The sequence below is a fragment of the Collinsella aerofaciens genome, assembly GCF_015561195.1.
Taxonomy (GTDB): domain Bacteria; phylum Actinomycetota; class Coriobacteriia; order Coriobacteriales; family Coriobacteriaceae; genus Collinsella; species Collinsella aerofaciens_AC.
In genome coordinates this window covers 97,631-123,052 of the sequence record NZ_JADMSU010000007.1, presented here as the reverse complement: position 1 = coordinate 123,052, position 25,422 = coordinate 97,631, and the positions used below count along the sequence as shown (strand labels likewise).

Annotated in this window: 14 protein-coding genes; 13 read left to right on the top strand and 1 reads right to left on the bottom strand. The window is 62.2% G+C overall.

The window, feature by feature from the left end:
- Positions 1-44 precede the first annotated feature (44 nt).
- The 13 genes from I2H81_RS07890 (at position 45) to I2H81_RS07830 (ending at position 24,200) form a co-directional block, all read left to right on the top strand.
- The gene (locus I2H81_RS07890; protein ID WP_195645171.1) at positions 45-3,197 is read left to right on the top strand and encodes a PD-(D/E)XK nuclease family protein; all 3,153 of its coding nucleotides are present in this window, start codon (positions 45-47) and stop codon (positions 3,195-3,197) included.
- A 3-nt stretch (positions 3,198-3,200) separates the two neighbouring features.
- Positions 3,201-6,824: a UvrD-helicase domain-containing protein gene (locus I2H81_RS07885; protein WP_195645170.1), complete on the top strand. Its 3,624-nt coding sequence runs from the start codon at positions 3,201-3,203 to the stop codon at positions 6,822-6,824.
- Positions 6,825-6,959: 135 nt separating this feature from the next.
- Positions 6,960-7,409, top strand: a complete 450-nt coding sequence (locus I2H81_RS07880) for a DUF3284 domain-containing protein (RefSeq protein ID WP_195645169.1) — start codon at positions 6,960-6,962, stop codon at positions 7,407-7,409.
- Positions 7,410-7,571: 162 nt separating this feature from the next.
- Positions 7,572-8,771, top strand: a complete 1,200-nt coding sequence (locus tag I2H81_RS07875) for an MFS transporter (protein WP_195645168.1) — start codon at positions 7,572-7,574, stop codon at positions 8,769-8,771.
- A gap of 240 nt (positions 8,772-9,011) precedes the next feature.
- Entirely contained in the window at positions 9,012-12,815 is a 3,804-nt protein-coding gene (gene dnaE / locus I2H81_RS07870; protein ID WP_195645167.1) for a DNA polymerase III subunit alpha, read from the top strand.
- A 28-nt stretch (positions 12,816-12,843) separates the two neighbouring features.
- On the top strand, positions 12,844-16,308 hold the full coding sequence (locus I2H81_RS07865; protein ID WP_195645166.1) for a DEAD/DEAH box helicase: 3,465 nt from the start codon (positions 12,844-12,846) through the stop codon (positions 16,306-16,308).
- A gap of 150 nt (positions 16,309-16,458) precedes the next feature.
- Positions 16,459-16,821, top strand: a complete 363-nt coding sequence (locus I2H81_RS07860; RefSeq protein WP_089572163.1) for a desulfoferrodoxin family protein — start codon at positions 16,459-16,461, stop codon at positions 16,819-16,821.
- 117 nt (positions 16,822-16,938) lie between these two features.
- The gene (locus I2H81_RS07855; protein ID WP_195645165.1) at positions 16,939-18,924 is read left to right on the top strand and encodes an NAD(+) synthetase; all 1,986 of its coding nucleotides are present in this window, start codon (positions 16,939-16,941) and stop codon (positions 18,922-18,924) included.
- Positions 18,925-19,061: 137 nt separating this feature from the next.
- Complete coding sequence (gene ruvC, locus I2H81_RS07850) at positions 19,062-19,583, top strand: crossover junction endodeoxyribonuclease RuvC (RefSeq protein ID WP_035137351.1); 522 nt, start codon at positions 19,062-19,064, stop codon at positions 19,581-19,583.
- Entirely contained in the window at positions 19,583-20,203 is a 621-nt protein-coding gene (gene ruvA, locus I2H81_RS07845) for a Holliday junction branch migration protein RuvA (protein WP_195645164.1), read from the top strand. Before ruvC ends, ruvA begins: the two co-directional genes overlap by 1 nt.
- Positions 20,203-21,270 (top strand): Holliday junction branch migration DNA helicase RuvB, encoded by a 1,068-nt coding sequence (ruvB, locus tag I2H81_RS07840; protein WP_117776913.1) that lies wholly within the window; start codon positions 20,203-20,205, stop codon positions 21,268-21,270. The genes ruvA and ruvB overlap by 1 nt, the downstream gene beginning before the upstream one ends.
- A 144-nt stretch (positions 21,271-21,414) precedes the next feature.
- Complete coding sequence (locus I2H81_RS07835; RefSeq protein ID WP_195645163.1) at positions 21,415-23,082, top strand: formate--tetrahydrofolate ligase; 1,668 nt, start codon at positions 21,415-21,417, stop codon at positions 23,080-23,082.
- 176 nt (positions 23,083-23,258) lie between these two features.
- A complete protein-coding gene (locus I2H81_RS07830) occupies positions 23,259-24,200 on the top strand; it encodes a hypothetical protein (RefSeq protein ID WP_195645162.1) in 942 nt (313 codons plus the stop codon).
- Between the two features lie 12 nt (positions 24,201-24,212).
- Here I2H81_RS07830 and I2H81_RS07825 read toward each other — a convergent pair whose 3' ends face one another.
- Positions 24,213-25,394: a cation diffusion facilitator family transporter gene (locus tag I2H81_RS07825; protein ID WP_195645161.1), complete on the bottom strand. Its 1,182-nt coding sequence runs from the start codon at positions 25,392-25,394 to the stop codon at positions 24,213-24,215.
- Positions 25,395-25,422: the final 28 nt, after the last annotated feature.

Genomic DNA, 25,422 nt, shown 5'->3' with positions numbered 1-25,422 from the left:
AGGATGAAAGCATTGAATATTGCGAACGGTTTGAGTGGAGGACCATGCCTGTTCGAATCTATACCACCAACGCCGGCGCGGATTTGAGCGATGCCGAGGCGGCGCTGCTTGCCGACCTTATTGCCCGCCACGGGCGTGCCGTGCTGCTGGCGCCAACGTTTGCCGAGCTCGACCTGTGCCGTCATGATGCGGCGGAAGCCGGCGTTTCGCTGGGTATTGACTACAAGACGCCTACATCGTGGCTTCGCTCGCTTTGGGAGCTTTTGGGCGACGGGCGCGGTTTCGTCGACAACCTGCAGCGCCAGATGCTGTTTTCGGACATGGTAGCGCGCCTCGACGACGCCGACCTGCAGCCGCTTTCGCGCAGCCAGGGCACGGTGCGTATGCTCGCGCGTATGGCTCGCGATGTGCTGCCGGGTGTGGCAGGGACAGGCACCGAGCGTTGCTGCGACAACGTTTGCAAGCCCAAGCCCAAAAGCGACGCCGAGGCTCGCGTGTTTGAACTTTTGTGCGCCTATGCGCGCGGTTTGGACCGTCGAGATATGGTCGAGCCCTGCGAGGCGGCTGACATTATGGCCGGCGCTTTGGCCGACAACCTGCCGGGGTGCGCCCGCGCCGTTTGCGTGCGCGGCGTCACGTCATTTACGTATAGCCTGCTCGAGCTGCTGTCCGCCGTGGCAAACAACGGGGGAGAGGTTGTCGTGCTGCTTGCCCGCGAGCAAGCGGCGATGCGCGAGGAGCTTGCCGCGGCATTTGATGTCCGCGGTGTGCTGTTTGGGATCGCGCCGCTGGGGGAGGGCGCCGCCGCGCCCCAGACTGCCTCCAAGTCCGCTGCTCAGCCTGCCTTTATTGAGGTCGCCGGCCCCCATGCCCGTGCCCATGCTTATGCGGACGTCATCGATAAGTTGGTGAAAGCGCACAAGGAGTCCAAGGACGATAAAGTTGCTGCAACACCCGCCGACCCCGTACGCGTGCTCGTTGTTTCTGCCCGGGCACCCCAGCTGTTCGGCGAGCTTGCCGCTCGTTTGGCGGCGCGCCACGTTGCTGCCGAGACGGCCGAGTTCACGGCGTTTTCCCAATCCATTGCGGGCAGGCAGTTCACGGCGCTCGCCAACCTGATCGAGCGTATGAAGGCCGCCGACGAAGGGGCAGCTTCTAAGACTGAGTGGTGGCCCGCTCCGGAGCTTACCGACTGGATTTACAGCCCGCTTTCGGGTGCCGACGCCGCCAGCGCGCGCACGTTCGACAAGAATATGCGACTGTCGCGCAGCAAGACCACTGCGGGCGTCAAGAGCCTGCTGCAGAGCGTGCAGGGCCAGGTGAGGGGCGCGCGTAAAGCGGCGAGTGACGAGAACTGGTTTAAGAACGTGCCGTGCGTGATCTCGGACGTGTTCCAGGCGCTGTGGCGCGACAAACCCGTGACGGCGCTCAAGGCCATGCTTGCCGTTGCCGAGGCACTGCCCGATCGCGCACTTGGCGGTCTCGACGGTCAGGCCCGTCGCCAGGCGGAGGTGGCCCTGCTGCGCCACGTCATCGACATCCTTATGAATGGCGCCCGTGCGCTCGACGTGTCGCAGGCCGCGACCGTGCCCGTGCTCGACGACATTCGAACCAAGGTGGACAAGCGTAGCGCCGCCTACGATTACGAGACCTACGAGGTTGACCGTGCGCCACGCGCCCAGGTTCGCTTTGCTTCGCTTGCCGATGCGGCGGCTCTGCGCCCCGGCAGCTACGATGCCGTGCTGTTTGCCGATGTCGATCTGGACAGCTATCCGCTCTCACACGAAGAGGGGCCGCTGACCACGCTGACGGCGAGCCTCGGTCGCGAGGGCGTGACGCTTGAGCCTGCGGCCTTGCTGCGCGCACGCTTTGGCCGCGCGATACAAGCGTCGCGTGGTCCGGTTACGCTCGCCCGTGTGACCCACGATCGTCAGGCGCGCGAGTGCTATCCGGCGGCCGTGTGGACCGAGTTGCGGGCGCATGCCGAGGCCGCTAACGATGCTAAGGCCGCTGACGCCGACAAGGCCGCTGACGACGCTAAGGCCGTTGGCGCCGACAAGGCGAAGTGCGTGGGTGAGGGCGATATCGTAAGGGACTTCGATCCCGCGGCAGGCGAAGGTCTTAGGCGCGAGCGCGTGACCTGCGAAGCTCCTCAGCATCTGAGCGATGAAGCCATTCCGTATCTGGTCCTGCGCCGTCGCGATGGCGAGGGCGAGGATGCGCCGCTGGTGCCGCGCCTGACGTCTGCCTCGCAGATCGAGGCCTATTCGACCTGCCCGCTGTGCTGGTTCGTCTCGTATCGCGTCAAACCCCAGTCGATCGACGCCGGCTTTGGCAACATGGAGAAGGGCAACTTTGTCCATGACGTGCTGGAGCACTTGCATGCCCGTCTGCCCCAGGAGGGCATGGAGCGCGTGACGCCCGAGAACTTGCCACGTGCTCAGGAGCTGCTGCACGAGGTCTTTGCCGAGACCCTGGCCGAGCACGCCGGCAAGCGCGGTACCGAGGGCCCGCTGGTGCCGCTCTCTCCAGTGGAGGAGCGCCAAGTGGCCGAGATTTTGCCGCAGCTGGAGGGCGTGCTTGCCTATGAAGCCGAGGCGCTCGCGCCCTTCGCGCCGCGCTACCTGGAGTTTGCGTTCAACGAGCTCCAGGTCGAGTATGCCGGCTGGCCGCTTGGCGGGCGCATCGACCGCGTGGACGTGGACGCCGAGAATCGCGCCGTGGTAATCGACTACAAGCATCGCACGGGCGTTGAGGAGTTTAAGCTCGCCGACCCTACGGTGCGCGACGAGGAATCAGGCACGGCGCCCATCGACGATCCGCGGTGGCTGCCGCCCCATACCCAGACGCTTATCTATGCGCAGGCTATGCGCCGGGCGCTGGATCTGGACACCCGCGCGGCGCTCTATTTTTCGACCAAGGGCGGCAAACCGGCGCTGCGAGGCGCCGCGAGTGCCGAGCTGCTCGAGGAGGAGCGTGGTGACGGCCGCATCCCGGGGCTTAAGAAGGGCTTTCCCGGCGAGGGCGGCAGCATGGACTTCGACGCCCTGCTCGATCGCGTGGAGGACGGCATCGCCGAGCGCCTGCGCGAGCTCGAGGCAGGCAACGTTGCCGCCGTCGACCCGGCGTCGACGCAGGCCGCGCATGCGCGCTGCTCGTATAACCACGAAGGAACGTTTGTAAGGAGGGACGTGTAGACCATGGATCTTTCGACTTTGATGCCGCAACAGCTGCAGATCGTCAAAACGCTCGACCGTCCGCTGTTTGTCTCGGCGGGTGCCGGTTCGGGCAAGACCTTTACCCTCACGCGCCGCATCGTCTACGCGCTCTCGCCCGAATCCGGTCCGTTCGTTGAGCATCTGGACCAGGTGCTCGCCATTACCTTTACCAAAGACGCCGCGGCCGAGATCCGTGACCGTGTGCGCCGCGCGCTCATCGACGAGGGCATGGACGAGGAAGCCCTGACCGTCGACGATGCGTGGATCTCGACCATTCACGGCATGTGCTCGCGTATCCTGCGCGCACATGCGTTGGAGCTGGGCATCGATCCCGAGTTCACGGTGCTCACCGATACCGACGAGCTTATGGACCAGGCTGTTGAGCATGTGCTGGCCCGCGCGACGGCGCCCGATGCCGCCCCCGAGCTCGCCGCTTCGCTTAAGGCCCTCTACGCTTGGTATCCCATGGCGGGCGAGGGTGGGCCGTTTGGCGCCGGTACCACCATTAAAGGACTGGTGCGCGACCTGCTGGAGCTATCGAGCCAGCTGCCGGGCGGCATGGACGATGTGTGCGTGGCGCGCGGCCAGGCTGACACCTCGGCGCTTGCCGACGCCTATCGCGCGGCGTTGGGTGCGAGCAAGGCCGCGACCGAAAAGGCACAGGTGGCACTCGACGCCATCGACGCGTTTGAGGCGAGCGGCAAAACCATGGAGGATGCGGCGCGACTCATGATGTCGTGCAGCATGCCTCGGGCGAGCAAGGCGTTTTCTAAGGAGCAGGTGGAGCTACTCAAGGCCGAGGCTGCCGATGCGTTTATCAATATCGTGCTGGCCTGCGGTGGTCCCGCACTCGATGCGCTGGTGGGCCTGGCCCGTTCCGTGGAGGCTGAGTATCGCGCGCTGAAGGCCGGCCAGTCCGCGCTCGATAACAACGACCTACTGCGTATGGCGTACGAGGCGCTGCGCGACTACCCGGCTATTCGAGCGGCCTATGAGGGCCGCTTTAAGATGGTCATGATCGACGAGTTCCAGGATACCGACCAGATGCAGGTCGACCTGATCCGTTACCTGACCGGCGCGGGTGAGCGTGCGCTGTGTACCGTGGGCGATGCACAGCAGTCGATCTACCGCTTCCGTGGTGCCGAGGTCGAGGTGTTCCGTCGCCAGGAGCGCAAGGTGGGTTCGACGACGGCGTCCGAGACGGTCGCCACGTCCGATGCCCCCGCCGGCGAGCTTGTCAAGCTTGTACGCAACTTCCGCAGCCACGACGAGGTGCTGCGCTATGTGGCGCGCGTCTTTGACGGCGACACCGGTGGTTTGATGCAGGGGTTCTTGGATCTTGAACCGAGCGACGAACGCGAGGACAAGCTCAAGGCAAAGGCTTCGCGCCGCCAGGCGGTCTTCGTTGCCGGTGGCAGCACGCAGGAGCGAACGCAGGCGAAAGCTCGTGCGATTGCCGAGCGGTTCCAAGCGCTCGTCAAAGCGGGGCAGCCCCAGGGCAGCATGGTCCTGCTGCTGGGCCGCATGACCAACGCCGATGTCTATGCGCAGGCCTTCCGCGACCAAGGGCTCGACTGCGTGATCGCAGGCGGCTCGGTCTTTGCCCAGGCTGCCGAGGTGCAGACGGTGCGCGCTCTGGTGTGCGCGCTCGCCAATCCGGTCGATACGGCGCAGGGCCTTATGCCACTGCTCGCCTCGCCGATGTTTGCGCTCGGCGCCCAGGAGTTCCTGGCGCTGGCGACCAAGCTGGACGACCAGACGGGGGAGACCTCGCGCCGCAACATCGACGTGGGCATCATGAGCGATTCCGATGTGCCGGGTTTGCAAGACTTGCCGCTCGTGACGCGCGCCCGCGAGGTGCTGCGGTATGCGCTTCGTCGCGTGGGCCGCGATTCGTTCGCCGCCATCGCGCGCGATACTGTCAACGCTTCCGGCTGGTTTGTGCGTCTGGCACAGCGTGGTCCCGAGGGCAAGGCCATTGCCGCCAACGTGCTTAAGGCGCTCGATGCCGTGGCCGAGGCGGAGGCCGAGTTCGGTAACTCGCCGCGTTCCATTGCGCTTGCCTTCGACCGCTTCTTGGCGGGCAAGGAGGCCCCAGGCGCCCTCAACGAGGAGGGCGACGGCGCGGTGCGCATCATGACGGTGCATGCCTCCAAGGGCCTGGAGTATCCGGTCGTGGCGGTTGCGGAGTGCTTTGGCGTGCGTAAGTCCTCGGGTGCGGCTCAGATGGGGCGTGTCGAGGGTGGAGCGCAGGTCGTGGCGCTGCCGGCACGCTTCGACGGCGTTAAACTCGCGGACGGCACGTTCGTAAAGGGCGATGACGTCAAAAAGCAGTTTGAGCATGCGTTTAAGGGTAAGGGCACGTCGCTATGGTTGCCGCCGGAGCTCATGGAGGATGTCTGCGCGACGGGTTCTCCCGCCGAGGCATTCGTTCGCCTGCGCAACGACGACCTGCAGCTTTCGCTCGAGGAGCGGGCTCGCTTGCTCTATGTCGCCATGACGCGAGCGCGCGAGCTGGTCATTCTGGCGATGGATGTCGGCGTGAGCCGCGGCAAGGTGACGGCGCCGACCTTCGATGTCGAGACGGATCTGACCTACGACGTGCTGCGCCGCATCCTGCCGACCGACAGCCTGGACATACCGCAGCTCGATAGCGACCGTTTGGTGTTCGACAACTCCAAGCCGGGCGACTACGAGCTCATCTCGCTGGCGGACTTTACGTTTGGCGAGCAGGCGTTTGAGGTCAACGCTTCGCTGGATGTCGAGGGCAGGCTTGTCCGCGGCGATGCGGAGCCGGAGGGTGCCGGTGCGGATGCCCACGCCGCTGTTCCCGGTCCAGCCGACCCCGAGCCCGATGCGTTTGAGCTCGTGTATCCCCAGGCGGCGGGCGTGCGCATGGGCACCTGCCCGTATCCGGCGCGCGATTCGTACAGCTACTCGTCAATTGCCGCGGCGCTGCATGCCGAGTCCGAGGACCGAGCCGCCGAGGCGCATGTGCCCATGGACGAGGCTGGCGATGATGCGGAGTCGGATGGTTCCGAGATGACGGATGCAGGCGTGGCCGCCGTTGAGCCCGCCGGCAACCCCATGGCGCTGGGCTCGGCGTTCCATGCCGCCTGCCAGTGGCTGATCGAGATGGGTGCCGATGCGCTGCCCGCCGAGCGTGCCGACGCCCTGGCTCGCCTGTGGCGCCTGACGCCGGAACAGCGCGAACGCTTCGACGTTGCCCTGGATCGCTGGCTCAAGTCGGCGGTCCGTGCCGAGCTGCTTGCCTGGCCGTGCGTTCGCGCCGAGGTGCCGTTCTTTTCGCTGGGCTGCGAGGATGAGGACATCGCTCGCTACGGTGCATATGCCGAGGGCGCCATCGATGCTTTGGCGACGAACCCGGCGGATTCGTCACGCGCGCTGGTCATCGACTACAAGACGGGCGGCACACCGGACGAGACGCCGGAACAGCTGCAGGAGAAGCACGCCCTGCAGGCGCGCGTTTACGCTGATGTTCTGCACAAGGCGGGCTTTGAGGCCGTGACCGTCAAGTTCGTCCGCGTGGAGCAAGTCGACCCCGCCAACCCGTGCGAGCCTCAGGTGGTCACCTACAGCCTCTAGCCCTCAATAACTTGCGGTGGAATACGGACTGTTTTGGCCAAAAAAGCCGCCAAACAGTCCGCATTTCACCGCAACGCATGGGAGAGCCTGGGGCGGTACAATGGCTCGAACGGTTCAAACGAATAAGGAGCCATCATGCAGCTCGCCAAAACGCTTAAGGTGACGCCGGAGGAGCTTTTTGACGCTCTGGCGGGGTCCATCATGCAGGATATCGAGAACGCCACGGGCAAGCGTCCCAGCCGCAACAAGCTCAACGGCTATAAGTACGAGAAGCGCGCCCAGTCCGCAAAAGGCAAGGCCAAGGGCATGGCGATCAAGGTTAAAATCAAGCACTTTGACTACCCGTGTCTCTATGAGGTCCGTTTTCAGTATGCGGCGGGCATCAATACTATGCGCTATGAGGCTGCACCTGCTGGCGATGGTGCCTGCGAGCTCACCTATACCGAGGATTTTAGGGTGTGGGTGGCAACACGTCTGGCACGCGCGGCAAGCTCGGCCTCTTCTTCTATGAGCGCAAGCTCAAGAGCCACGCCAACCAGACGATTGATCAAATCGTCAAATACATCGAGGGTGAGCGCCGCGTAAAGGCTAATCCCGCCTTCGCCGATGATACTGCCGAAAACGCTTCGGATGTATTCCATTGATACCCTGTGCAAAAGCTTTACCGCTCTTCACATCAACTGTGAACACTTCAGGCTTCGAGTCAGTAGCGAGCGGCCCGACAAAAGTAGTTGATGGAAGTGCCAAATGAATAAGAATGCCGCTACGCAACTGCACATCTATTCCGCCTTTTTCGTTCTCGCGGGATTTGTTTTAAATCGGGGAGTGTTTCTACTTTTCCTTGCGGAGAAAGGAATGTCTGTCACGGAAATCGCGCTTTATCAAGCCCTGTTTAACATTACAACGGTCGTCCTCGAGCTGCCAACAGGGCTGATAGGCGATTTCTTTGGAAAGAAGTTTTCGATTCAAGTGGGCGTGCTGCTGCTTTTCTTCCATACGGCTGGCATGCTGTTGCTCTCAGGTCCCTTTCTTGTCGTGCTTTCCCTTGTTGAGGCACTCGCCTACTCCCTTCAATCGGGATCCGAACAAGCACTTTTATATGAAATTGCCCGGAATGCCGGTCAAGGAGAGCGTTTCCTCACCATCAACGCTCGGCTGCTTGCCGCGCAATCAATCGCGACGGGAATGGCGATTGTGCTCGGATCTTTCATTGCCCAAGTATCTTGGAGCGCCCTCTACGTATGTGTCTCCGTTTTCTATCTCCTGCAGCTTTTCCTTCTGTATCCCATTGAGAGGACGGAAGCGACCCGTTCTGAAAGCTCTGAAAAGGGAAGGTTTGACGCGGCCAAGATGTTCAGACGCGAAACCTGGCGTGTTGGAGAATCCGCTTTTGCGGTATTGCTTCTTCTAATCGGCACAAGCATGCTCGATGGATTCTATGGGAGTTATTACAACTTGAATCAGTTGGTATTCGACGCATTTGATGCTCCCGTCTCCATAATAGGAATCTTTTTCGGTGCATCCTATGCAGTAAATGCGACGGCCTACATTGCAGCAGATTTCTTCTCATTGCGTTTCGGGAAAAGAAATACCATGCTCGGCTCGATGCTAATCGAGGCTGGCCTTTTCATGATTCTTCCGTGGTTCGCTTCAAATCCGCTGTGTTTGTTTGGCCTTAGCATGGTGCTTTGTTTTCTCCCAGAAGTGGTGTACATCACTTCGGAAAACTTAATCCAAGACGCGATAGCGGACGATCTCCGCGCGACGATCCTTTCCGTCGCGTCTCTGGTAAGGGCTCTCTTTTCTGCAGTGTTTTTCTCCATATTTGGACATGTGTTGGGGTTATATCCCATTCAGATAGCGCTCGGTATTATTGGTGCAATCGCGATAGCAATTACCGCCGTTGTTTCATTAAAAATGGTTGGAATACAGGTCTCCAAGAATTGATATATCGATTGACGAGCTATCCGAAGCGTCGAGCCTTCTTGATGGACATGACTATTCGTCACAAATCATTCCGCGCATCGCCGGGGTTCCAGTAATACTCGATATATCTGGATGCCCTCATTCCCCTTTTTGAAGGTCCCAAATTGACTACCCGTGTTGGTTTGGCTAGGTTCGGGTGCTGTCCGTGCCGTGGGGTAAAATCGTTCAGTCAGAACACGAACCCGCATCGGAGCTCATCACATGGCATTTGTCCATCTGCACAATCACACTGTTTTCTCCATGCTCGACGGCGCAACCCGTATCCAGGATATGGTCAATCGTGCCGTTGAGCTTGGCATGCCCGCCGTGGCCATTACCGACCACGGCTACATGTACGGCGTGCCCGACCTGGCGCTGGCCTGCGACGCCGTCAACCACAACACGCCCGAGTACAAGACATGGAGCCACGACAAGGCCTTCTTGGAAAAGGATCGCCGCGACGAGCTGGTGGAGCCCGATCCCGAGGCAAACCCGCGCGAGCATGCCCAGTATGTGAAGGACATGGCCATGTGGGACGAGAAGGGCAACATCGACGAGCTCAAGCCGCCCCTGGTCATCAAACCCATCTTTGGCTGCGAGGTCTACTTTACGCCGGACGAGACGCTCGCCCGCGACCACAAGCCCGAGCTCTACCACATGATCCTTCTGGCCAAGGACCAGGAGGGCTACGTCAACCTGATGCAGACGGTTTCCGAGGCAGCCGTGCAGGGCTTTTACTACAAGCCGCGCGTGACGCTCGACAACCTGCGCCGCCACGCCAAGGGCATGATCTGCACGAGCGCCTGCATCGCGGGCATCATCCCCAAATACATCGACCGCGGCGACATGGAAGGCGCCATCAAGTGGGCCGAGACCTTCCGCGATACCTTTGACCCCGGCGACTTTTACATCGAGATTCAGGAACACGGCATCACCACCGACAACGGCCTGACCGACGAGCAGATGGATCGCACGCTCATCGATATCGCCAAGCAGGTGGGCGTCAAGGTCATTGCCACTAACGACTTTCACTACCTGCGCCGCGAGGACGCTCCCGTGCAGGACGTCATCATGTGCATTGGCATGAACGCCAAGGTCGACGACCCCAACCGCATGCGCATGACCGGATCGGAGTTTTATATGAAGACCGAGGAGGAGATGCGGGCGATGTTCCCGTATTGCCCCGAGGCCTGCGACAACACGCTCGAGATCGCCGACAAGTGCTACGTAGAGCTGGACTGGGACTCCATCATCCTGCCGCGCTTCCCGCTGCTCGACCCCGGCGAGACACACGAGAGCCAGTTCCGCCGCGAGTGCGAGAAGGGCCTGCGCCAGCACTATGGTGACGACTGGGCCACGCGCGAGATCGGTGGCGTCAACATCAAAGAGCGCTTTGAGTACGAATACAAAGTCATCTGCGACAAGGGCTTTGCCGCCTACTTTTTGATTGTTGCCGAGTACGTGCAATGGGCCAAGGACAACGGCATCGGCGTCGGCCCCGGCCGTGGCTCGGCTGCCGGCGCTATCGTCGCCTACGCCATGAACATCACCGCGTTCGACCCGCTCGAGAACGGCCTGATGTTCGAGAGGTTCCTGTCCCCGCAGCGTACCGAGATGCCCGATATCGATATGGACTTCGACGATGAGCGGCGCCTCGAGGTCGTGGAGCACGTTCGCCAGCTCTACGGCCCCGAGAAGGTCACCCACGTCATCACCTACTCGACCATTAAGGCCAAGCAGGCCATCAACGACGCCGCTCGCGTCCTGGACTACCCGGTCTACATGGGCCAGCGTCTGTCCAAGATGGTCTCGAGCGACCCCAAGCTCAAGCTCAAGCAGGTGCTCGAAAAGCAACCCGGCAAAGAGGACCTGTTTAACCCCGACTTTGCCGAGGCCTATAAAAAGGATGACGACGCCCGCCGCATCATCGACACGGCGCTCTCGATTGAGGGCCTCACCCGTGGCGAGGGCGTGCACGCGTGCGCCGTTCTGATCTGCCGCGACCCCGTCAACGAGCATGTGCCCACCAAGCTCGACACCAAGGGCGGCGTCGAGATTACCCAGTACGAGGGCCATACCGTTGCCGACATGGGCCTGCTCAAGATGGACTTCTTGGGCCTGCGCACGCTGACGGTTATCTCCAAGGCCAAGGCAAACATCAAAAAGAACTTCGGCATCGACATCAAAGAGGAAGAGATCCCCTTTGACGATCCCGAGATCTTTAAGCTCATGGGTTCCGGCCACACCGCCGGCGTCTTCCAGGTCGAGTCCGCCGGCATGACGGCCACGATCAAGAACATGAAGCCCACCGAGTACAAGCACGTCGTGGCATTGATCGCTCTGTACCGCCCGGGCCCGCTGGGCGCCGGCATGGTTTCGTCCTACATCAACCGTATGAACGGCAAGGAGCCGGCCGTCTCCTACGACGACCGCCTGGACGACATCCTGGGCGAAACCTACGGCACCATGGTCTACCAGGAGCAGGTTATGCTCATCTCCGTCGAGATGTGCGGCTTCTCCAAGGGCGAATCGGACTCGCGTATCCGTAAGCCCGTGGCTAAGAAGAAAATCAAGCTGCTCACGTCGACGGTGCTCCACTGGGAGGATGGCTCCGACGAGACCACCTACGACCACTGGATGAACGGCGCCATCAAGAACAACTATACGCGCGAGGTCGCCCAGAAGATTTGGGACGATGTTCTCGAGTTCGCGTCCTACGCCTTCAACAAGTCGCACTCCGCCGGCTACGCCATCCTGGTTATGCAGACGGCGTGGCTCAAGGCGCACTATCCGCACGAGTACATGGCGGCCGTTCTGACGTCCTATACGGGCAAGACCGACAAGATCGTGCACTACGTCTCGGCGTGCCGTCACGACGGCATCCCCGTGCTGTCGCCAGATGTCAACGAGTCCGGTACCGAGTTCACGGCTACCAAGGAGGGCGTGCGCTTTGGTCTGGCCGGCATCCGCGGCGTGGGCACCGGCGTGGCGCAGGCGATTATCGCCGAGCGCGAGGCGGGCGGTCCGTTTAAGACACTGCACGACTTTGTCGAGCGCGTGGACTCGAGCCAGGCCAACCGTCGCGTAATCGAATCGCTCATCAAGGCGGGCGCCTTCGACTCCACGGGGTATCCGCGTCGTCAGATGATGCACTTTGTGGACAAGAACAACCCCGAGAACATCATCGACGCCGCGATAAAGCGCCAGAAGGACCGCGCGAGCGGCCAGACCTCGTTCTTCGATATGTTTGGCGACGTTGAGGGCTCGGGCTTCGAGGTCAGCGTGCCCGATCCGGACGGCCAGGAATGGGACCGACACCTCAAGCTGAGTCAGGAGAAGGAGGTTCTGGGCATCTATGTCTCGGACCATCCGCTGCGCCCGTTTGAGTATGCACTAGCCAAGGCGCGTGACTTCTCGTTCTCGCAGATCGACACCGGCTACGAAGTTCAGAATCCTACGGGCGGCACCATCAACCAGGAGATTCCCGAGGGCAAGGCGCTGTGGTGGGCCGGCATGGTCTCGAGCGTGTCCAAGCGCGTGACCAAAAACGGTGACCCCATGGGCATCGTGCAGCTCGAGGACATGGAAGGCGAGGCCACCGTCGTCGTGTTCCCCAAGACCTATAAAGAGGCCGAGGGGTACCTGTACGGCGAGGTCGATCCCGAGACCGGCGCGCAGCTGTCCGATGCCTTTGTGCGCATTAAGGGCAAGCTCGAGCGCTCGGACCGCGGCGACCAGATCATCGCGCAGGAGATTGTGCCGCTGGAGCTTAACGAGGAGAACAACAAGCCCAAGGTGTTTGAGGTCATGGTGCCCAACAGCCGCTTTAGCCAGGGCAATATGGCGCGTCTTGCCACGGTGCTTACCGCCAACCCGGGCGGCGACCGCGTGGAGATCTTTATCGAGCAGGTGGACGGGCGCGTGCTGCGTGCCGAGGTGCCGGCCAAGGTCAACGCGCGCTCGATTCCGCTGCTGGCCGAGGCCAAGGCCATCGTGGGTAACCAGGGCCGCGTGACGGTTATCTAAGCTACCCGGGGTGAGATTGGAGGAAGTGATGGCGCAGGGGACGTTTGTGCAGGCGCTCCGGAAAGAGGCGGCGCTGAGCGGCACCTTTATGAAGGGGCGTTCGCTCATGCTCAACGGTGCCGTGCTGTCGATCGAGGACAGCGGCTCGCGCTTCTCCAAAAACGTGACGGTCGAGGGCACGGTGCGCGGCTCGCGCGGTGACCTGTACAAGACGCACGTGGCGCTCGACATGGACGAGCACGAGGTTATCGACTACGACTGCGACTGCCCCGCCGCATACCGCTATCCCGGTATGTGCAAGCACGCCATCGCCACAGCGCTGGCGTACCTGGACACCAGCGGCATTGAGCCTGTTGAGGGGCTGCGCACGCCGGTTCGCACGTTTACGGCGCAGTCGAAACAGCCCGCGCGCACCGCACCCAAAGCGCCGGCCGTCAACCCCAACTTTCCCTTTCCGGCGCCCGTCCCCACGAGCCCGAGCCTTGTGGCAGCGCTCTCCGATCTTTCGGACGCGCGCATGGATGAGCTGGCGAGCATGCGCCGCAAGCTTGCCAGTGCCGTTGATCCCGACGCCCCCAAAGCGGTGTTGGAGCCCTCGTTGGTGCCGTACTACAATCCGCTGTTCGCCGACCGCTTTAGCTGGGCGCTCGAGTTCCGCATTCGCTGCGGCTCGGTGTCCTACGTGGTCAAGGACATCGACGGCATGGCTGATGCCTACGTGCGCGGCGGCACGTTCTCCTATGGCAAGAAGCTCACGTTTGTCCATTCACCTGAGGCCTTTGACGAAACATCGGCAAAGCTGCTCAACCTTGTTGTGACGACAGTTGCCTATCTCGATGACATCACAAGCTCGCGTTCGGCGTCGTACGACTTTGCCCGCAGCGGTTTTGTTGCCGAGCGTCAGTTGCCGCTGTCCGAGCATAGCATCGTATATGTGCTGGACCTGCTGCGCGGCCAGACCATCTCCTTTGAGCCCGCCTGGTCGCGCGGGATGACGACGCATCGCACCTACGACGTGGCGGTTGAGCTGTCTCCGCAAGGGGAGGACGAGGCGTCCGCTAAGCGCCCGCCGCTCCTTGCCGCCAAAATCGCGCCGGCGGCTGGTGGTAGCTATGACCTGCGCCTGCCCGCCGATATGTACTGCTTTGCGTCGGGCGATGCCGCCTACTTGGTTGATACGCGCCGCGCGCGCCGTACCGACGCTGCATTTGCTCAGCATGCCGCACCTTTTTTGTCACGCTTGCTGCCGTGCCGCACGCCCGCCCATATTGCCGCCGAGCAGGTGGGGGAGTTTTGCCGTATGGCGCTGCCCATTTTGCGCGACTACACCGACCTCACCGCGCCCGCCGCGCTCGATACCGTGGCACCCGAGCCGAGCTTTGCTATGGCGATCGGCGTCGACGATGGGCTCGTGACCTGCAAGATTACGGTTACCTACGGCGATTGGTCGGCGGATCTCTTTAGCCTGGGCGCTCCGGGCAGTCCCTTCGAAGAGCAACGCCCCGGCGTGCCGCCCCGCGACGAGATAGCGGAGTTTCGCGTTATGGATACAGCGGCTCTGTACTTCGATTTCTACGAGGGCGGCCTGGCGTTTGAGGAGCGCGATGATGAGAGCTTGTTCTGCCTGCTGACCGAGGGTCTGTCCGCCCTGTCCGAGCTGGGTGAGGTCATGCTCAGCGACCGTCTGCGCCAGATTTCGGTGCGTCCCGCGCCCAAACTCTCGGTTCGTGCGACCGTCAAGAGCAATCTGCTCGATGTCGAGCTGGGCGCGAGCGGGCTTTCGGCGGCAGATCTTGCCATCTATCTGGACTCGTACAAGCGCCACCAGACGTTTGCGCGCCTGACGTCCGGCGACATCGTGCGCCTGGATGAGGGAGCGCGCGCCGCGTTTGGCCTTGCCGAAGATCTGGGTGTCGATGCCGTCGACCTGCTCGACGGCGTGTCGCTTCCCGCGTCGAGCACCCTTTTTGTCGATAGCATGCTCGCGCGCACGCCGGCGCTCGAGGCCGATCGCGACGCCGCGTTCCGCCGCACCGTCGAGCGCCTGGACACGCTCGGCAAGATGGACTTTACGGTACCCGCCTCGCTCAAGGCCACGCTGCGTGGCTACCAGGTCGACGGATACCAGTGGCTCGGCTCGCTCGAACACCTGGGCCTTGGCGGCATCTTGGCCGACGACATGGGCCTGGGCAAAACGCTCCAGATGATCGCGCATATCCTGGCGCGCGTGGAGGCGGGGGACGCTAAGCCCACGCTTGTGGTGTGCCCTGCGTCGCTTGTGTACAACTGGACTGCCGAGCTGGAGCGCTTTGCCCCGTCGCTCGATGTGTGCGCTATCGTGGGCGCCAAGGCTCAACGTCGTGTACAGATTGCCGGCGTGGCCGAGCATAACGTGGTCGTAACGTCGTATGACCTTATGCGGCGCGATATCGACGAGTACGTCGAGCAGGATTTTGCCCGCGTGGTGCTCGATGAGGCCCAGTACATTAAAAACCCGCTCACGCAGGTGGCGCGCGCCGCAAAGCGCCTGCCTGCCGGCGCGCGCTTTGCCCTGACGGGCACGCCCATCGAAAACCGCTTGTCCGAGCTTTGGAGCATCTTCGACTTTTTGATGCCGGGCCTGCTGGGCACGCGCGAGTCGTTTGCCAAGCGCTTTGAGAGTCCCGTCGAGCATGCCGAGGGCGATGGCGCCGCTCGCCTGCAGGCGCTCGTGTCGCCGTTTGTGCTGCGCCGTGTTAAGGAAGACGTGGTGGCCGACCTGCCCGAAAAGATCGAGGACACTGTCGTGGCTCAGCTCACCGGTGAGCAGCGCAAGCTTTACCTGGCAAACCAGGACCGTATCGCCCAGCAGGTGCAGCACCGCGAGGCTGGGGAGTTTAAGAAAGACAAGCTCAAGGTGCTCGCCGAGCTCACCAAGCTGCGCCAGATCTGCTGCGACCCGCGTCTACACTACGAGGATTACAAGGCGGGGAGCGCCAAGCTCGATACGTGTATGGAGCTCGTACACGGCGCACTCGACGGTGGGCATCGCATCCTGTTGTTCAGCCAGTTTACGGGCATGCTCGATATCATCGGTAAGCGCTTGGCCAAGGAGGACATCGCCTTCCTTAAGCTCACGGGCGCTTCGTCTAAGGAGAGCCGCGCCAAGATGGTCGCGCAGTTCCAAGCGGGCGAGGTTCCGGTCTTTTTGATTTCGCTCAAGGCGGGCGGCGTGGGCCTCAACCTGACGGCGGCCGACGTGGTCATCCACTATGACCCGTGGTGGAACGTGGCGGCGCAGGACCAAGCGACCGACCGCGCGCATCGTATTGGCCAGCAACATACCGTGACCGTGTACAAGCTCATCGCCAAGGACACGATCGAGGAACGCATTATGCAGATGCAGGAGTCCAAGCGCGACCTGGTCAACAGCGTGCTCGGCGGCGACGGCATCTCGTCGGCGCTGTTTACCCGCGAAGATGTTCTGGCACTGCTGGGCGGCGACGGGCGCTAACCCGCTCGGGTGGGGTCGCCAGGGCGGATGGCACACGCTGCCCCATCGTCCCTGCCCGTTATGTGTTCATTTGCAATGCCGTGGATGGTTTGTCTGCCTTTGGGCATAAGAACCATCAAGAACATTGGCACATCAGCAAAGGAGAACATCATGGCGAAATTCTTTAAGGACCCCGACGGTAAGCTCATTGCCGCCCTTGGCAACGACGTTGCAACCCCTGCCGGCTGCACGGAGCTGACCGCGAACACTGAGGACGCGGCGCACGAGAAGCACGTGCCTGTTGTCGAGACCGAGCGCGACGGTCACGTGATTCGCGCACGCGTTGGCTCGGTCGAGCACCCCAGCCTGCCCGAGCACTATATTGAGTGGATCGCCCTTGAGGCCGAGGGCCGCTTAGAGGTCCATTACCTTGAGCCCGGCATGAAGCCCGCGACGTTTTTTGCCGGCGGTTCCAAGACCGGTACCGTCTATGCCTACTGCAACCTGCACGGGCTGTGGTCCGCGACGTTCTAGGAGCGCGCCCCCGCTCGGGGTATCATAGCTAGCATATGCACATGCGAGCGCCGACTGCATTATGCGGCCGGCGCTTTTACTACGACAACGATGGTTTACGACGGAAAGGGCTGAGCCATGAAGCTCGCGCTTGCACAGATCGATATGCGCCTGGGTGATATTGAGGGCATTTGCGGCCGCATCGAGGACCAGGCTCGTCTGGCCCACGAGCGCGGGGCGCGCGTGCTGTGCGTTCCGGCTCCGCTCTTTATGGGCGCCATGCCCGGGGGCCTGGTGGGCACTGCCGACTTTGAGCACGACATGCTTGCCGGCTTGACTGGTGTCGCCGAGCGTATCCAGGAGCTTGACATGATCTGCATCGTGCCCGCGGCGGTTTCGTTTGAGGGCCAGCCGCTGCTCGACTACATGATGCTCAGGGACGGTCATGTGGTGCCGGCGCGTTCGAGCATTGCCCTGCAGCGTGGTGAGAACAACGACACGCGTTGGGCGCCGCCGGTGTTCGACGTGGACGGCGTGCGCATCGCCGTGATTTTTGACTTGGACCGCGAACTCGAGATGTTGCCGACCGGTGTTGACCTCATTGCGTATTTCCAATTCAACGCGTTTGACATGACCGACCGCGAGACTGCTGCCATTGCCGCCGTACGCAGCGGCGCCTACCGCAAGATCGCATCCAAGCGCAGCGTGTGGTTTGCCTGCATGGCGCCGGTCGGTGCCTATGACGAGTCGGTGTATACCGGCGGTTCGTTTGTGCTCGACGACTGTGGTCGCGTGGTGGCCCAGGCGCCGTGTTTTGAGGAGAGCCTGCTGGTTCAGGAGATTCAGCGCGGCGTGATGCTCGATGCCCTGGAAGATCACGAACTGCCCGAGTTCCGTTCCGAGGAGTGGCTGTGGCAGGCGCTGGTGCTCGCCGTGCGCGACAACGCCCGAGCCCACGGTGCGTCGCGTGCTGTGGTGGCACTCGAGGGCGACTTGCCGTCGTCCCTGCTGGCGGCGCTGGCCGTCGACGCTCTGGGCCCGCGTAATGTGATTGGCCTGGTGCTGGGGCGTAACCGTATCTTTACGCCGGCGCAGGAAGAGGCCGAGGCTGCCCGCTGTGCCGCCGTCCGCGCCATCGCTGAGCGTCTGCACATTCGCATCGTCGAGCGCGATGCGCCGGATGCGGCGCGTGTGCTCGATCGCGACGTGTCGGCGGGCGATGCCGAGCGTCTGCGCTCGCGTACGCTGGGCCTCATGCTGGAGGACACGGCGCTCGAGTTGGGTGCGATGGCGCTGAGCCCGCTGTCCAAAACCGAGTACGCGCTGGCGGCGCCGGCGCTTTGCGGCGGCTACCAGGGCGATTACGCGCCCTTTGGCGATGTGTACCTGTCAACGCTTGAGTTTGTGGCGCGTGTGCGCAACCGCACGTCTGCCGTGGTGCCCCAAGAGCTCGTGACGCTCAACGCGGTGGAAGATTGTATGGAGCGAGTGCTGGCGCAGGCGCTCTCGACGCTCGACGGTCCGGTCGATATGCTCGACCGCGCGGCACAGCTGCTCGGCGGGCTTGAGCCGGGTGAGGTCGATGGCGCGCTCGAGTCGCACGTGGACCGCAACCGACCCTTCGACGACATCCCGATGGCCGCCGGCAAGCCCGAGGCCTGCTCGCTGCTGCTGATGCTCGTGCGTCAGGGCGAGGCCGCCCGCCGCATGCTGCCGACGACGCCGATCGTCTCGGCCCGTTCGTTTGTCGAGCGCGCCTGGCCGTACATGCTCGCGTGGTCCGATCTGGGGCTTAACGGCAAGGAGCGCATGACGGTTGATTCGCTGGCGCGCGCCGAGGTGCGTCGCTTTGCCGACGACGATACGAGTGACCGTATGCGCGGTGAGATGATGGGCATTTTGGGTGAGCTGCTGGGTATTTCGCCCGAGCAGATGGAGGAGCTGCGCTCCGAGGACGGCCAGCGCCGCCTGCACGAGGGTATAAAGAAGTTTGAGGGCGAGGTCCAGGACGCCATCGATAAGATGATGGGCGGCCAGGGTGGCCCGCAGGGTGGACCCCAGGGCACGCCGATGCCGCATCCGCCGGTGGATCCGAGGCAGTTCCCGTTCTTCTCGCAGAACTAACTATGGGATAGGATTCGCTTCCAACCCCGACACTTCAACTAAGCATCTCGGCCCCGTTGTGTTATTCTAGAACAGACGTTCGTGAGTAGTGCGCGGGGCCTTGCCTTGCGCTTGGTAAAAGGCGAGGGGAGGTTGGCTTGGTCATTTTGGGCATCGACCCCGGTTTGGCTCATACGGGTTGGGGGATTATCGAGGAGCGGCGCGGTGAGGTTCGCTGCCGTGCCTACGGTTGTATCGAGACCAGCGCGGGTAGTCCGCTCGCGGTGCGCCTGTCGCATATCGCCCGCGACCTCAAGGGTGTCGTGGAGCGTTATCGACCCGATACCGCTGCCATCGAGAGCATCTACTTTGGCGCCAACGTTCGCTCGGCCATCCCTACGGCGCATGCCCGCGGCGCTGCGCTCGTGGCTCTTTCGGAATGCGCACTCGAGATCGGCGAGTACACGCCTATGCAGATTAAGCAGGCTGTGGTGGGTACCGGTGCCGCAGATAAGCGGCAGGTCGCCTACATGGTGCGCACGCTCACGCAGCTCGATCACGACCCGCATCCCGACCATGCCGCCGATGCCCTGGCCTGCGCCATCTGCCACGTTAACCTCAGCCGCACCCGGGCGCTTACCGGCGGCGAGTTCTATCAACAGAGAGGAACCGGATACTGATGATTTCCCAGCTCCACGGAACGCTTGTCGAGGCCACGATGAGCTCTGCTGTCGTCGACGTGTCGGGCGTTGGCTTTGAACTCGGCATCTCGGGCAGCACTGCGGCCACGTTGCCGACGCCCGGCGGCGAGGTCCGCCTCTACACGCGCATGCAGGTGCGCGAGGACGCCATGACACTTTTCGGTTTTTCCTCTAAGGATGAGCGCACGATGTTCGACCGGCTCGTGTCCGTTTCGGGCGTTGGCCCGCGCCTGGCGCTCGCCGTGCTTTCCACCTATACCGTGGGGCAGCTGTATTCGCTGGTGATGGCCGAGGACGACAAGGGCATGGCCAAGGTGCCCGGTGTGGGCAAAAAGACAGCTCAGCGTCTGATCCTGGAGCTCAAGAGCACCTTTGCCAAGGACAAGGGCTTTGTCCCGGCCGACGTGATTCCCGGCCAGGTTGCGATGCCCGTGCCCGCTGCTGCTCCCTCGGCGATCGATGACGCCCGTGCGGCACTCCTTTCCATGGGCTTTAGCCCGCAGGAGACCGATGTTGCCCTGAGCGGGTATGATGGGCAGGATATGCGTGTCGAGGATCTGCTCGGCGCGGCGCTTAAGCGACTCGGAATGGATGCGTGATGTGGGAAGCCGATGACTCTCAGGACCTGTGGGCGACGCCTGGCAACTCGCCGGCGGCATCCATGGCGCACGGTGAACGCATGGTGGGCTCGGAGCTGACGGCCGAGGACCTCGATGTCGATCGCACTTTGCGCCCCCAGCGCCTGGACGATTACTGCGGCCAGGAGCATATCAAGCAGAGCCTGCGCGTGTTGATCGAAGCGGCGCAGAGCCGTGGCGAGACGCTCGACCACGTGATCTTCTCGGGCCCTCCGGGTCTGGGCAAGACCACGCTGGCTACGGTTATCGCCAACGAGCTGGGCGCTCAGATCAAGACCACGAGTGGCCCTGCCATCGCGCGCACCGGCGACCTGGCAGCCATTCTTACTAACTTGCAGCCGGGTGACGTGCTGTTTATCGACGAGATCCACCGCCTCAACCGCTCGGTCGAGGAGGTCCTGTACCCCGCGATGGAGGACTTTGCCCTCGATATCGTGATCGGTAAAGGCCCGGCCGCACGATCGATTCGCCTGGATATCCCCAAGTTTACGCTGGTGGCGGCAACGACCCGCTCGGGTATGCTGACTGGCCCGCTGCGCGACCGCTTTGGCATTTCATATCGCTTGGATTACTACACGGTCGAAGAACTCGCGCAGATTGTGACACGCTCGGCGTCCATCCTGGGTGTGACAATAGACCATCCGAGCGCGCTCGAGATCGGCTCACGCTCGCGTGGCACGCCGCGCTTGGCTAACCGTTTGCTCAAGCGCGTGCGCGACTATGCGCAGGTGCGTGGCAACGGTCCCATTGAGCTTGATATTTGCCGTCAGGCGCTCGAGTTCTTCGAGATCGATGAGCTTGGTCTGGACTGGATGGATATTCGCATTTTGGAGACACTCGCTAAGACGTTCTCCGGACGTGCCGTGGGCCTGACAACGCTTGCCAGCGCGGTGGGCGAGGACCCGGGCACGCTCGAGGATGTCTATGAGCCCTATCTGCTGCAGTGCGGGTTGATGATTCGTACGCCGCAGGGCCGTCAGGCAACCCTTCGCACCTTTGAGCACCTGGGGATTGAACCTACCGTTTAGGGCGCTTTGTTTTGGCGGGCTGTTGGGCTATCGCTGGGCATCGGGTAAACATATCGCCGTTCATCGGTTATGGGTGTTTTACTATTGCGCGCCCGTGCTATGCTGAATTGGTCTTTTTCTCATTCGGTAACGAAAGGACCGCCCATGCCTACTGACATCGAAATCGCACGTTCTGTCACGCCGCTGCCTATTACCGAGGTGGCCAAGAACGCCGGCGTCGACGTTAAGCACCTTATTCCGTACGGCTTCGACAAGGCTAAGGTCGACTATTCACTGCTCAACGAGCCGACTGACCACCAGGCCAAGCTCGTCCTCGTGACTGCCATCAACCCCACACCCGCTGGCGAGGGTAAGACCACCACGACCATCGGTCTGGCCGATGGCTTGCGCCGACGCGGCGTCAAGAGTGCCGTGGCCCTGCGCGAGCCTTCGCTCGGCCCCGTCTTTGGCGTTAAGGGCGGCGCTGCCGGCGGCGGCTGGGCTCAGGTCATCCCTATGGAGGATATCAACCTGCACTTTACCGGTGACTTCCATGCTATCGGCGCCGCCAATAACCTGCTGGCCGCCATGCTCGACAACCATATTCAGCAGGGCAATCAGCTCGGTATTGACGTTAAGCGCATCACTTGGAAGCGCGTCGTCGATATGAACGACCGTCAGCTGCGCCACGTCATCGATGGTATTGGCGGTAAGGCTCAGGGCGTGCCGCGCGAGGATGGCTTCGACATCACTGTTGCCTCCGAGGTCATGGCAATCCTGTGCCTGTCCACGAGCATCAATGACCTCAAGGAGCGCCTGGGCGAGATCGTCGTCGGCTACAGCTTTGCCGGCGAGCCCGTCCGTGCCCGCGACCTTAAGGCCCAGGGTGCCATGGCCGCGTTGCTTAAGGACGCGCTCAAGCCCAACCTGGTGCAAACGCTCGAGGGTACGCCCGCGTTTGTCCACGGCGGTCCCTTCGCCAACATTGCCCACGGCTGCAACTCTATCATGGCTACGCGTATGGCGATGCGCTTTGGCGATGTCGCTATTACCGAGGCCGGCTTCGGTGCCGATCTGGGTGCCGAGAAGTTCCTCGACATTAAGTGCCGCATGACGGGCGTTCGCCCCAGCGCCGTCGTGATTGTCGCTACCGCCCGCGCGCTTAAGTACAACGGCGGCGTTGCCAAGGCCGACCTCAACGAGGAGAACCTCGAGGCTCTCAAGGCCGGTATGCCCAATCTGCTGCGTCACGTCGACAACATCCAGAACGTTTATGGTCTGCCCTGCGTAGTCGCCATCAACCGCTTCCCGACGGACACCGAGGCCGAGCTTGCGCTCATCGAGTCCGAGTGCCAGAAGCTCGGCGTCAACGTTAAGCTTTCCGAGGTCTGGGCCAAGGGCGGCGAGGGCGCGCTCGAGCTGGCCGATGAGGTCATGCGTCTGATTGAGCAACCGAGCGAGCTCAAGTTTGCCTATGAGGACGGCGCCGATGTGGTCGATGCTCTCGAGGCCATTGCCACCAAGGTCTACCGTGCCGATGGCGTTGACTTTACGCCGGCCGCCAAGCGCCAGCTCGTCGAGCTGCGCGAGAACGGCTTTGGTAACCTGCCGGTGTGCGTCGCCAAGACGCAGTACAGCTTTAGCGACAACGCCAAGGCTCTGGGCGCTCCCGAGAACTTCCGCATCACCGTGCGCGAGCTTAAGGTTTCTGCCGGCGCCCACTTTGTGGTCGCGTTGACTGGCAGCGTTCTGACCATGCCGGGCCTGCCCAAGGTGCCCGCGGCCGAAAACATCGACGTCGATAACGACGGAAACATCACTGGCCTGTTCTAGGCCTGTTGTTCCTAGCTACCTGCCCGCCCCGCCGTGCCCCCAAGGCCCGGCGGGGCTTTTGTTTTCTAGCCGCGCTTGTCTTGTAGATATGGACGGGCTCTGTCCGTCACGGGCTTTTGCGCGGGTAGAATGCATGGATAACTTGATGCTTAAGGGCGACGGAAAGGAATCGTTGCATGGATCAGGACAAGACAACCGTGATGGGCGGCTACGGTTCCGCGCAGGCTGGCGATAGCGCCGATGCGACCCGCGTTGTTCCCAATCCCGGTTATACCGACCCCGCCGCGACGCAGCCTTCGGCCGAGCCCACCCGGGTTATGGGCTATGGCGACACGGCGCAGGATTCTTACGCTGCATCTTCGCAAGGCCCCTATGGTAACGCAGCTCCGGACCCGTTTGATTACGTGCCGCAGAATCCCATTCCGCAGCCTCAGCAGACGACGTATATGCCTCGCACGGCGCAGTCTCGCTACGAGTCGCGCGAGCCGTATCGCGAGTACCCCAAATCGATCCCGCAGTATGGTGAGGACGAGGAAGAGACGCCGTCGCGTTCGTCGAGCGTGATCAAGAAGATCCTCATCGTACTGGCGATCTTCTTTGCGCTGTCGGTTGTGTTTGCCATCGTGTCGGGCATGCTTAACAAACGAGGGAGTTCAACGGCCGATACCGCTGCCGAGCAAACCGAGTCCGCCTCGTCTAGCACCGTCGATCTGAGCGATATCCCGGGGCAGTACTGGTCCAACGCCAAGAAACTTCTCAAGTCGCGCGGTGCCAATCTTTCGAATGCCGTGGTCCTGACTGATGATGGCTCAACGCCCGTCATCGATGCCAACTGGGTCGTTACTTCTGCTTACTATAACGACAGCGGCAATCTCGAAATTCAACTCACGCACAAGAACAGCTCGGGCAACTCGTCCGGCGGCCAAAGCGGTACCGACAGCTCGAGCTCTAATACGCTGGAGGACCTGAGCAACAAGGCACAGGAGCTTGGGGATAAGGCCCAAGAGCTGGGTGACACGGCTCAGAATCTCGGCGATACCGCGCAGAACCTGGGTGATATGGTAACGAACGCCTGGGATGCCCTGCAAAACGGCATTTCGGGCGCTCAGGGAAACTAGCTGTTAAGCGGGCTACAGCTGCTCGGCCGGACGCTCGGGCGAGCTAAAGCCTGAGTCAAATGTGACGACGCACGAGGCATTGGGCCGGCGCTCGTGCACGATGCGCGTGACGAGCTCCAGCAGCTCCTCGTCGGATATGTCAAAGCCGTCGGGGCGCACAAGGTCAAATGACACAAAGCCATCGTGTTCGTGAAGGTCGTGGATGGAAAGCGCGGGGTCGATCTGCATGACGCCGCGCTTGACCCAGCCGCGCAGGTCGTCGCCGGTGGTGGCGATAGGGTCGCAGTGCAGCGTGATATCGATGCCCATTTGGCGCTTGATGTCGTGCTCGATGGTGTCCAAAATCTCGTGGTGCTCAAATGCGTCGCCCTCGCCGGGCATCTCCACGTGGGCGCTGGCAAACTGACGACCGGGGCCGTAGTCGTGCACCATGAGGTCGTGTGTGCCCAAGACCTGCGGATAGGACATGATCTTGTCGCGGATTGCCTGGACGAGCTTGGGGTCGGGCGCTTGTCCCAGCAACGGGCTGATGGCGTCGCGCACTAGGCCCATGCCGCTGATGCAGATGAAGATGCCCACACCCAGGCCTGCCCAGCCATCGAGGTCAAAGCCGGTCGTCTGCGAAATAAGCGCCGCCACCAAGACCGAGCCCGAGGTGATGACGTCGTTTTTGGAGTCCTGTGCTGTGGCGATGAGCGTCTCCGAGTCGATGCGGTCGCCCAACGTGCGGTTGAACGCGGCCATCCAGAGCTTAACGAGCATGGACAAGACGAGGGCGGCTAAGGAGAGCACCGAATATGCAGTGGGGGAGGGCTTGATGATTTTGGTGACCGACTCGAGGATCAGGTTGATGCCGACGGCGCAAACCAGGACGGCGACGAACAGACCGGCTAGGTACTCGTAGCGGCCGTGGCCATAGGGGTGGCCTTCGTCTGCCGGGCGGCTGGCAAGGCGGAACCCGAGCAGGCTCACGATGTTGCTCGAGGCGTCGGAGAGGTTGTTGAAGGCGTCGGCGATGAGCGAGACAGAGCCGGCGAGCAGGCCCGCGATGCCCTTGGCCAGGCACAGGGTGATGTTGAGGCCAATGCAGATGAGGCTTGCGGCGAAACCCGCGTTGGTGCGGCAGGAGGTATCGACCGGCTCGCCCTCGCTGCCGGGAACAAGCGTATGTACCAGCCGATTTACAAATAGCATAGCGGTCGTCCTCACAATCATGTTTAAG

Excerpts from the sequence above, each read along its gene's own strand:
- ruvB (WP_117776913.1), top strand. The coding sequence starts at position 20,203 with ATGTGGGAAGCCGATGACTCTCAGGACCTGTGGGCGACGCCTGGCAAC.
- I2H81_RS07885 (WP_195645170.1), top strand. The coding sequence starts at position 3,201 with ATGGATCTTTCGACTTTGATGCCGCAACAGCTGCAGATCGTCAAAACG.
- I2H81_RS07830 (WP_195645162.1), top strand. The coding sequence starts at position 23,259 with ATGGATCAGGACAAGACAACCGTGATGGGCGGCTACGGTTCCGCGCAG.
- I2H81_RS07855 (WP_195645165.1), top strand. The coding sequence starts at position 16,939 with ATGAAGCTCGCGCTTGCACAGATCGATATGCGCCTGGGTGATATTGAG.
- I2H81_RS07865 (WP_195645166.1), top strand. The coding sequence starts at position 12,844 with ATGGCGCAGGGGACGTTTGTGCAGGCGCTCCGGAAAGAGGCGGCGCTG.
- dnaE (WP_195645167.1), top strand. The coding sequence starts at position 9,012 with ATGGCATTTGTCCATCTGCACAATCACACTGTTTTCTCCATGCTCGAC.
- I2H81_RS07890 (WP_195645171.1), top strand. The coding sequence starts at position 45 with ATGCCTGTTCGAATCTATACCACCAACGCCGGCGCGGATTTGAGCGAT.
- I2H81_RS07835 (WP_195645163.1), top strand. The coding sequence starts at position 21,415 with ATGCCTACTGACATCGAAATCGCACGTTCTGTCACGCCGCTGCCTATT.
- ruvA (WP_195645164.1), top strand. The coding sequence starts at position 19,583 with ATGATTTCCCAGCTCCACGGAACGCTTGTCGAGGCCACGATGAGCTCT.
- I2H81_RS07880 (WP_195645169.1), top strand. The coding sequence starts at position 6,960 with ATGCAGCTCGCCAAAACGCTTAAGGTGACGCCGGAGGAGCTTTTTGAC.
- I2H81_RS07875 (WP_195645168.1), top strand. The coding sequence starts at position 7,572 with ATGAATAAGAATGCCGCTACGCAACTGCACATCTATTCCGCCTTTTTC.
- I2H81_RS07860 (WP_089572163.1), top strand. The coding sequence starts at position 16,459 with ATGGCGAAATTCTTTAAGGACCCCGACGGTAAGCTCATTGCCGCCCTT.
- I2H81_RS07825 (WP_195645161.1), bottom strand. The coding sequence starts at position 25,394 with ATGCTATTTGTAAATCGGCTGGTACATACGCTTGTTCCCGGCAGCGAG.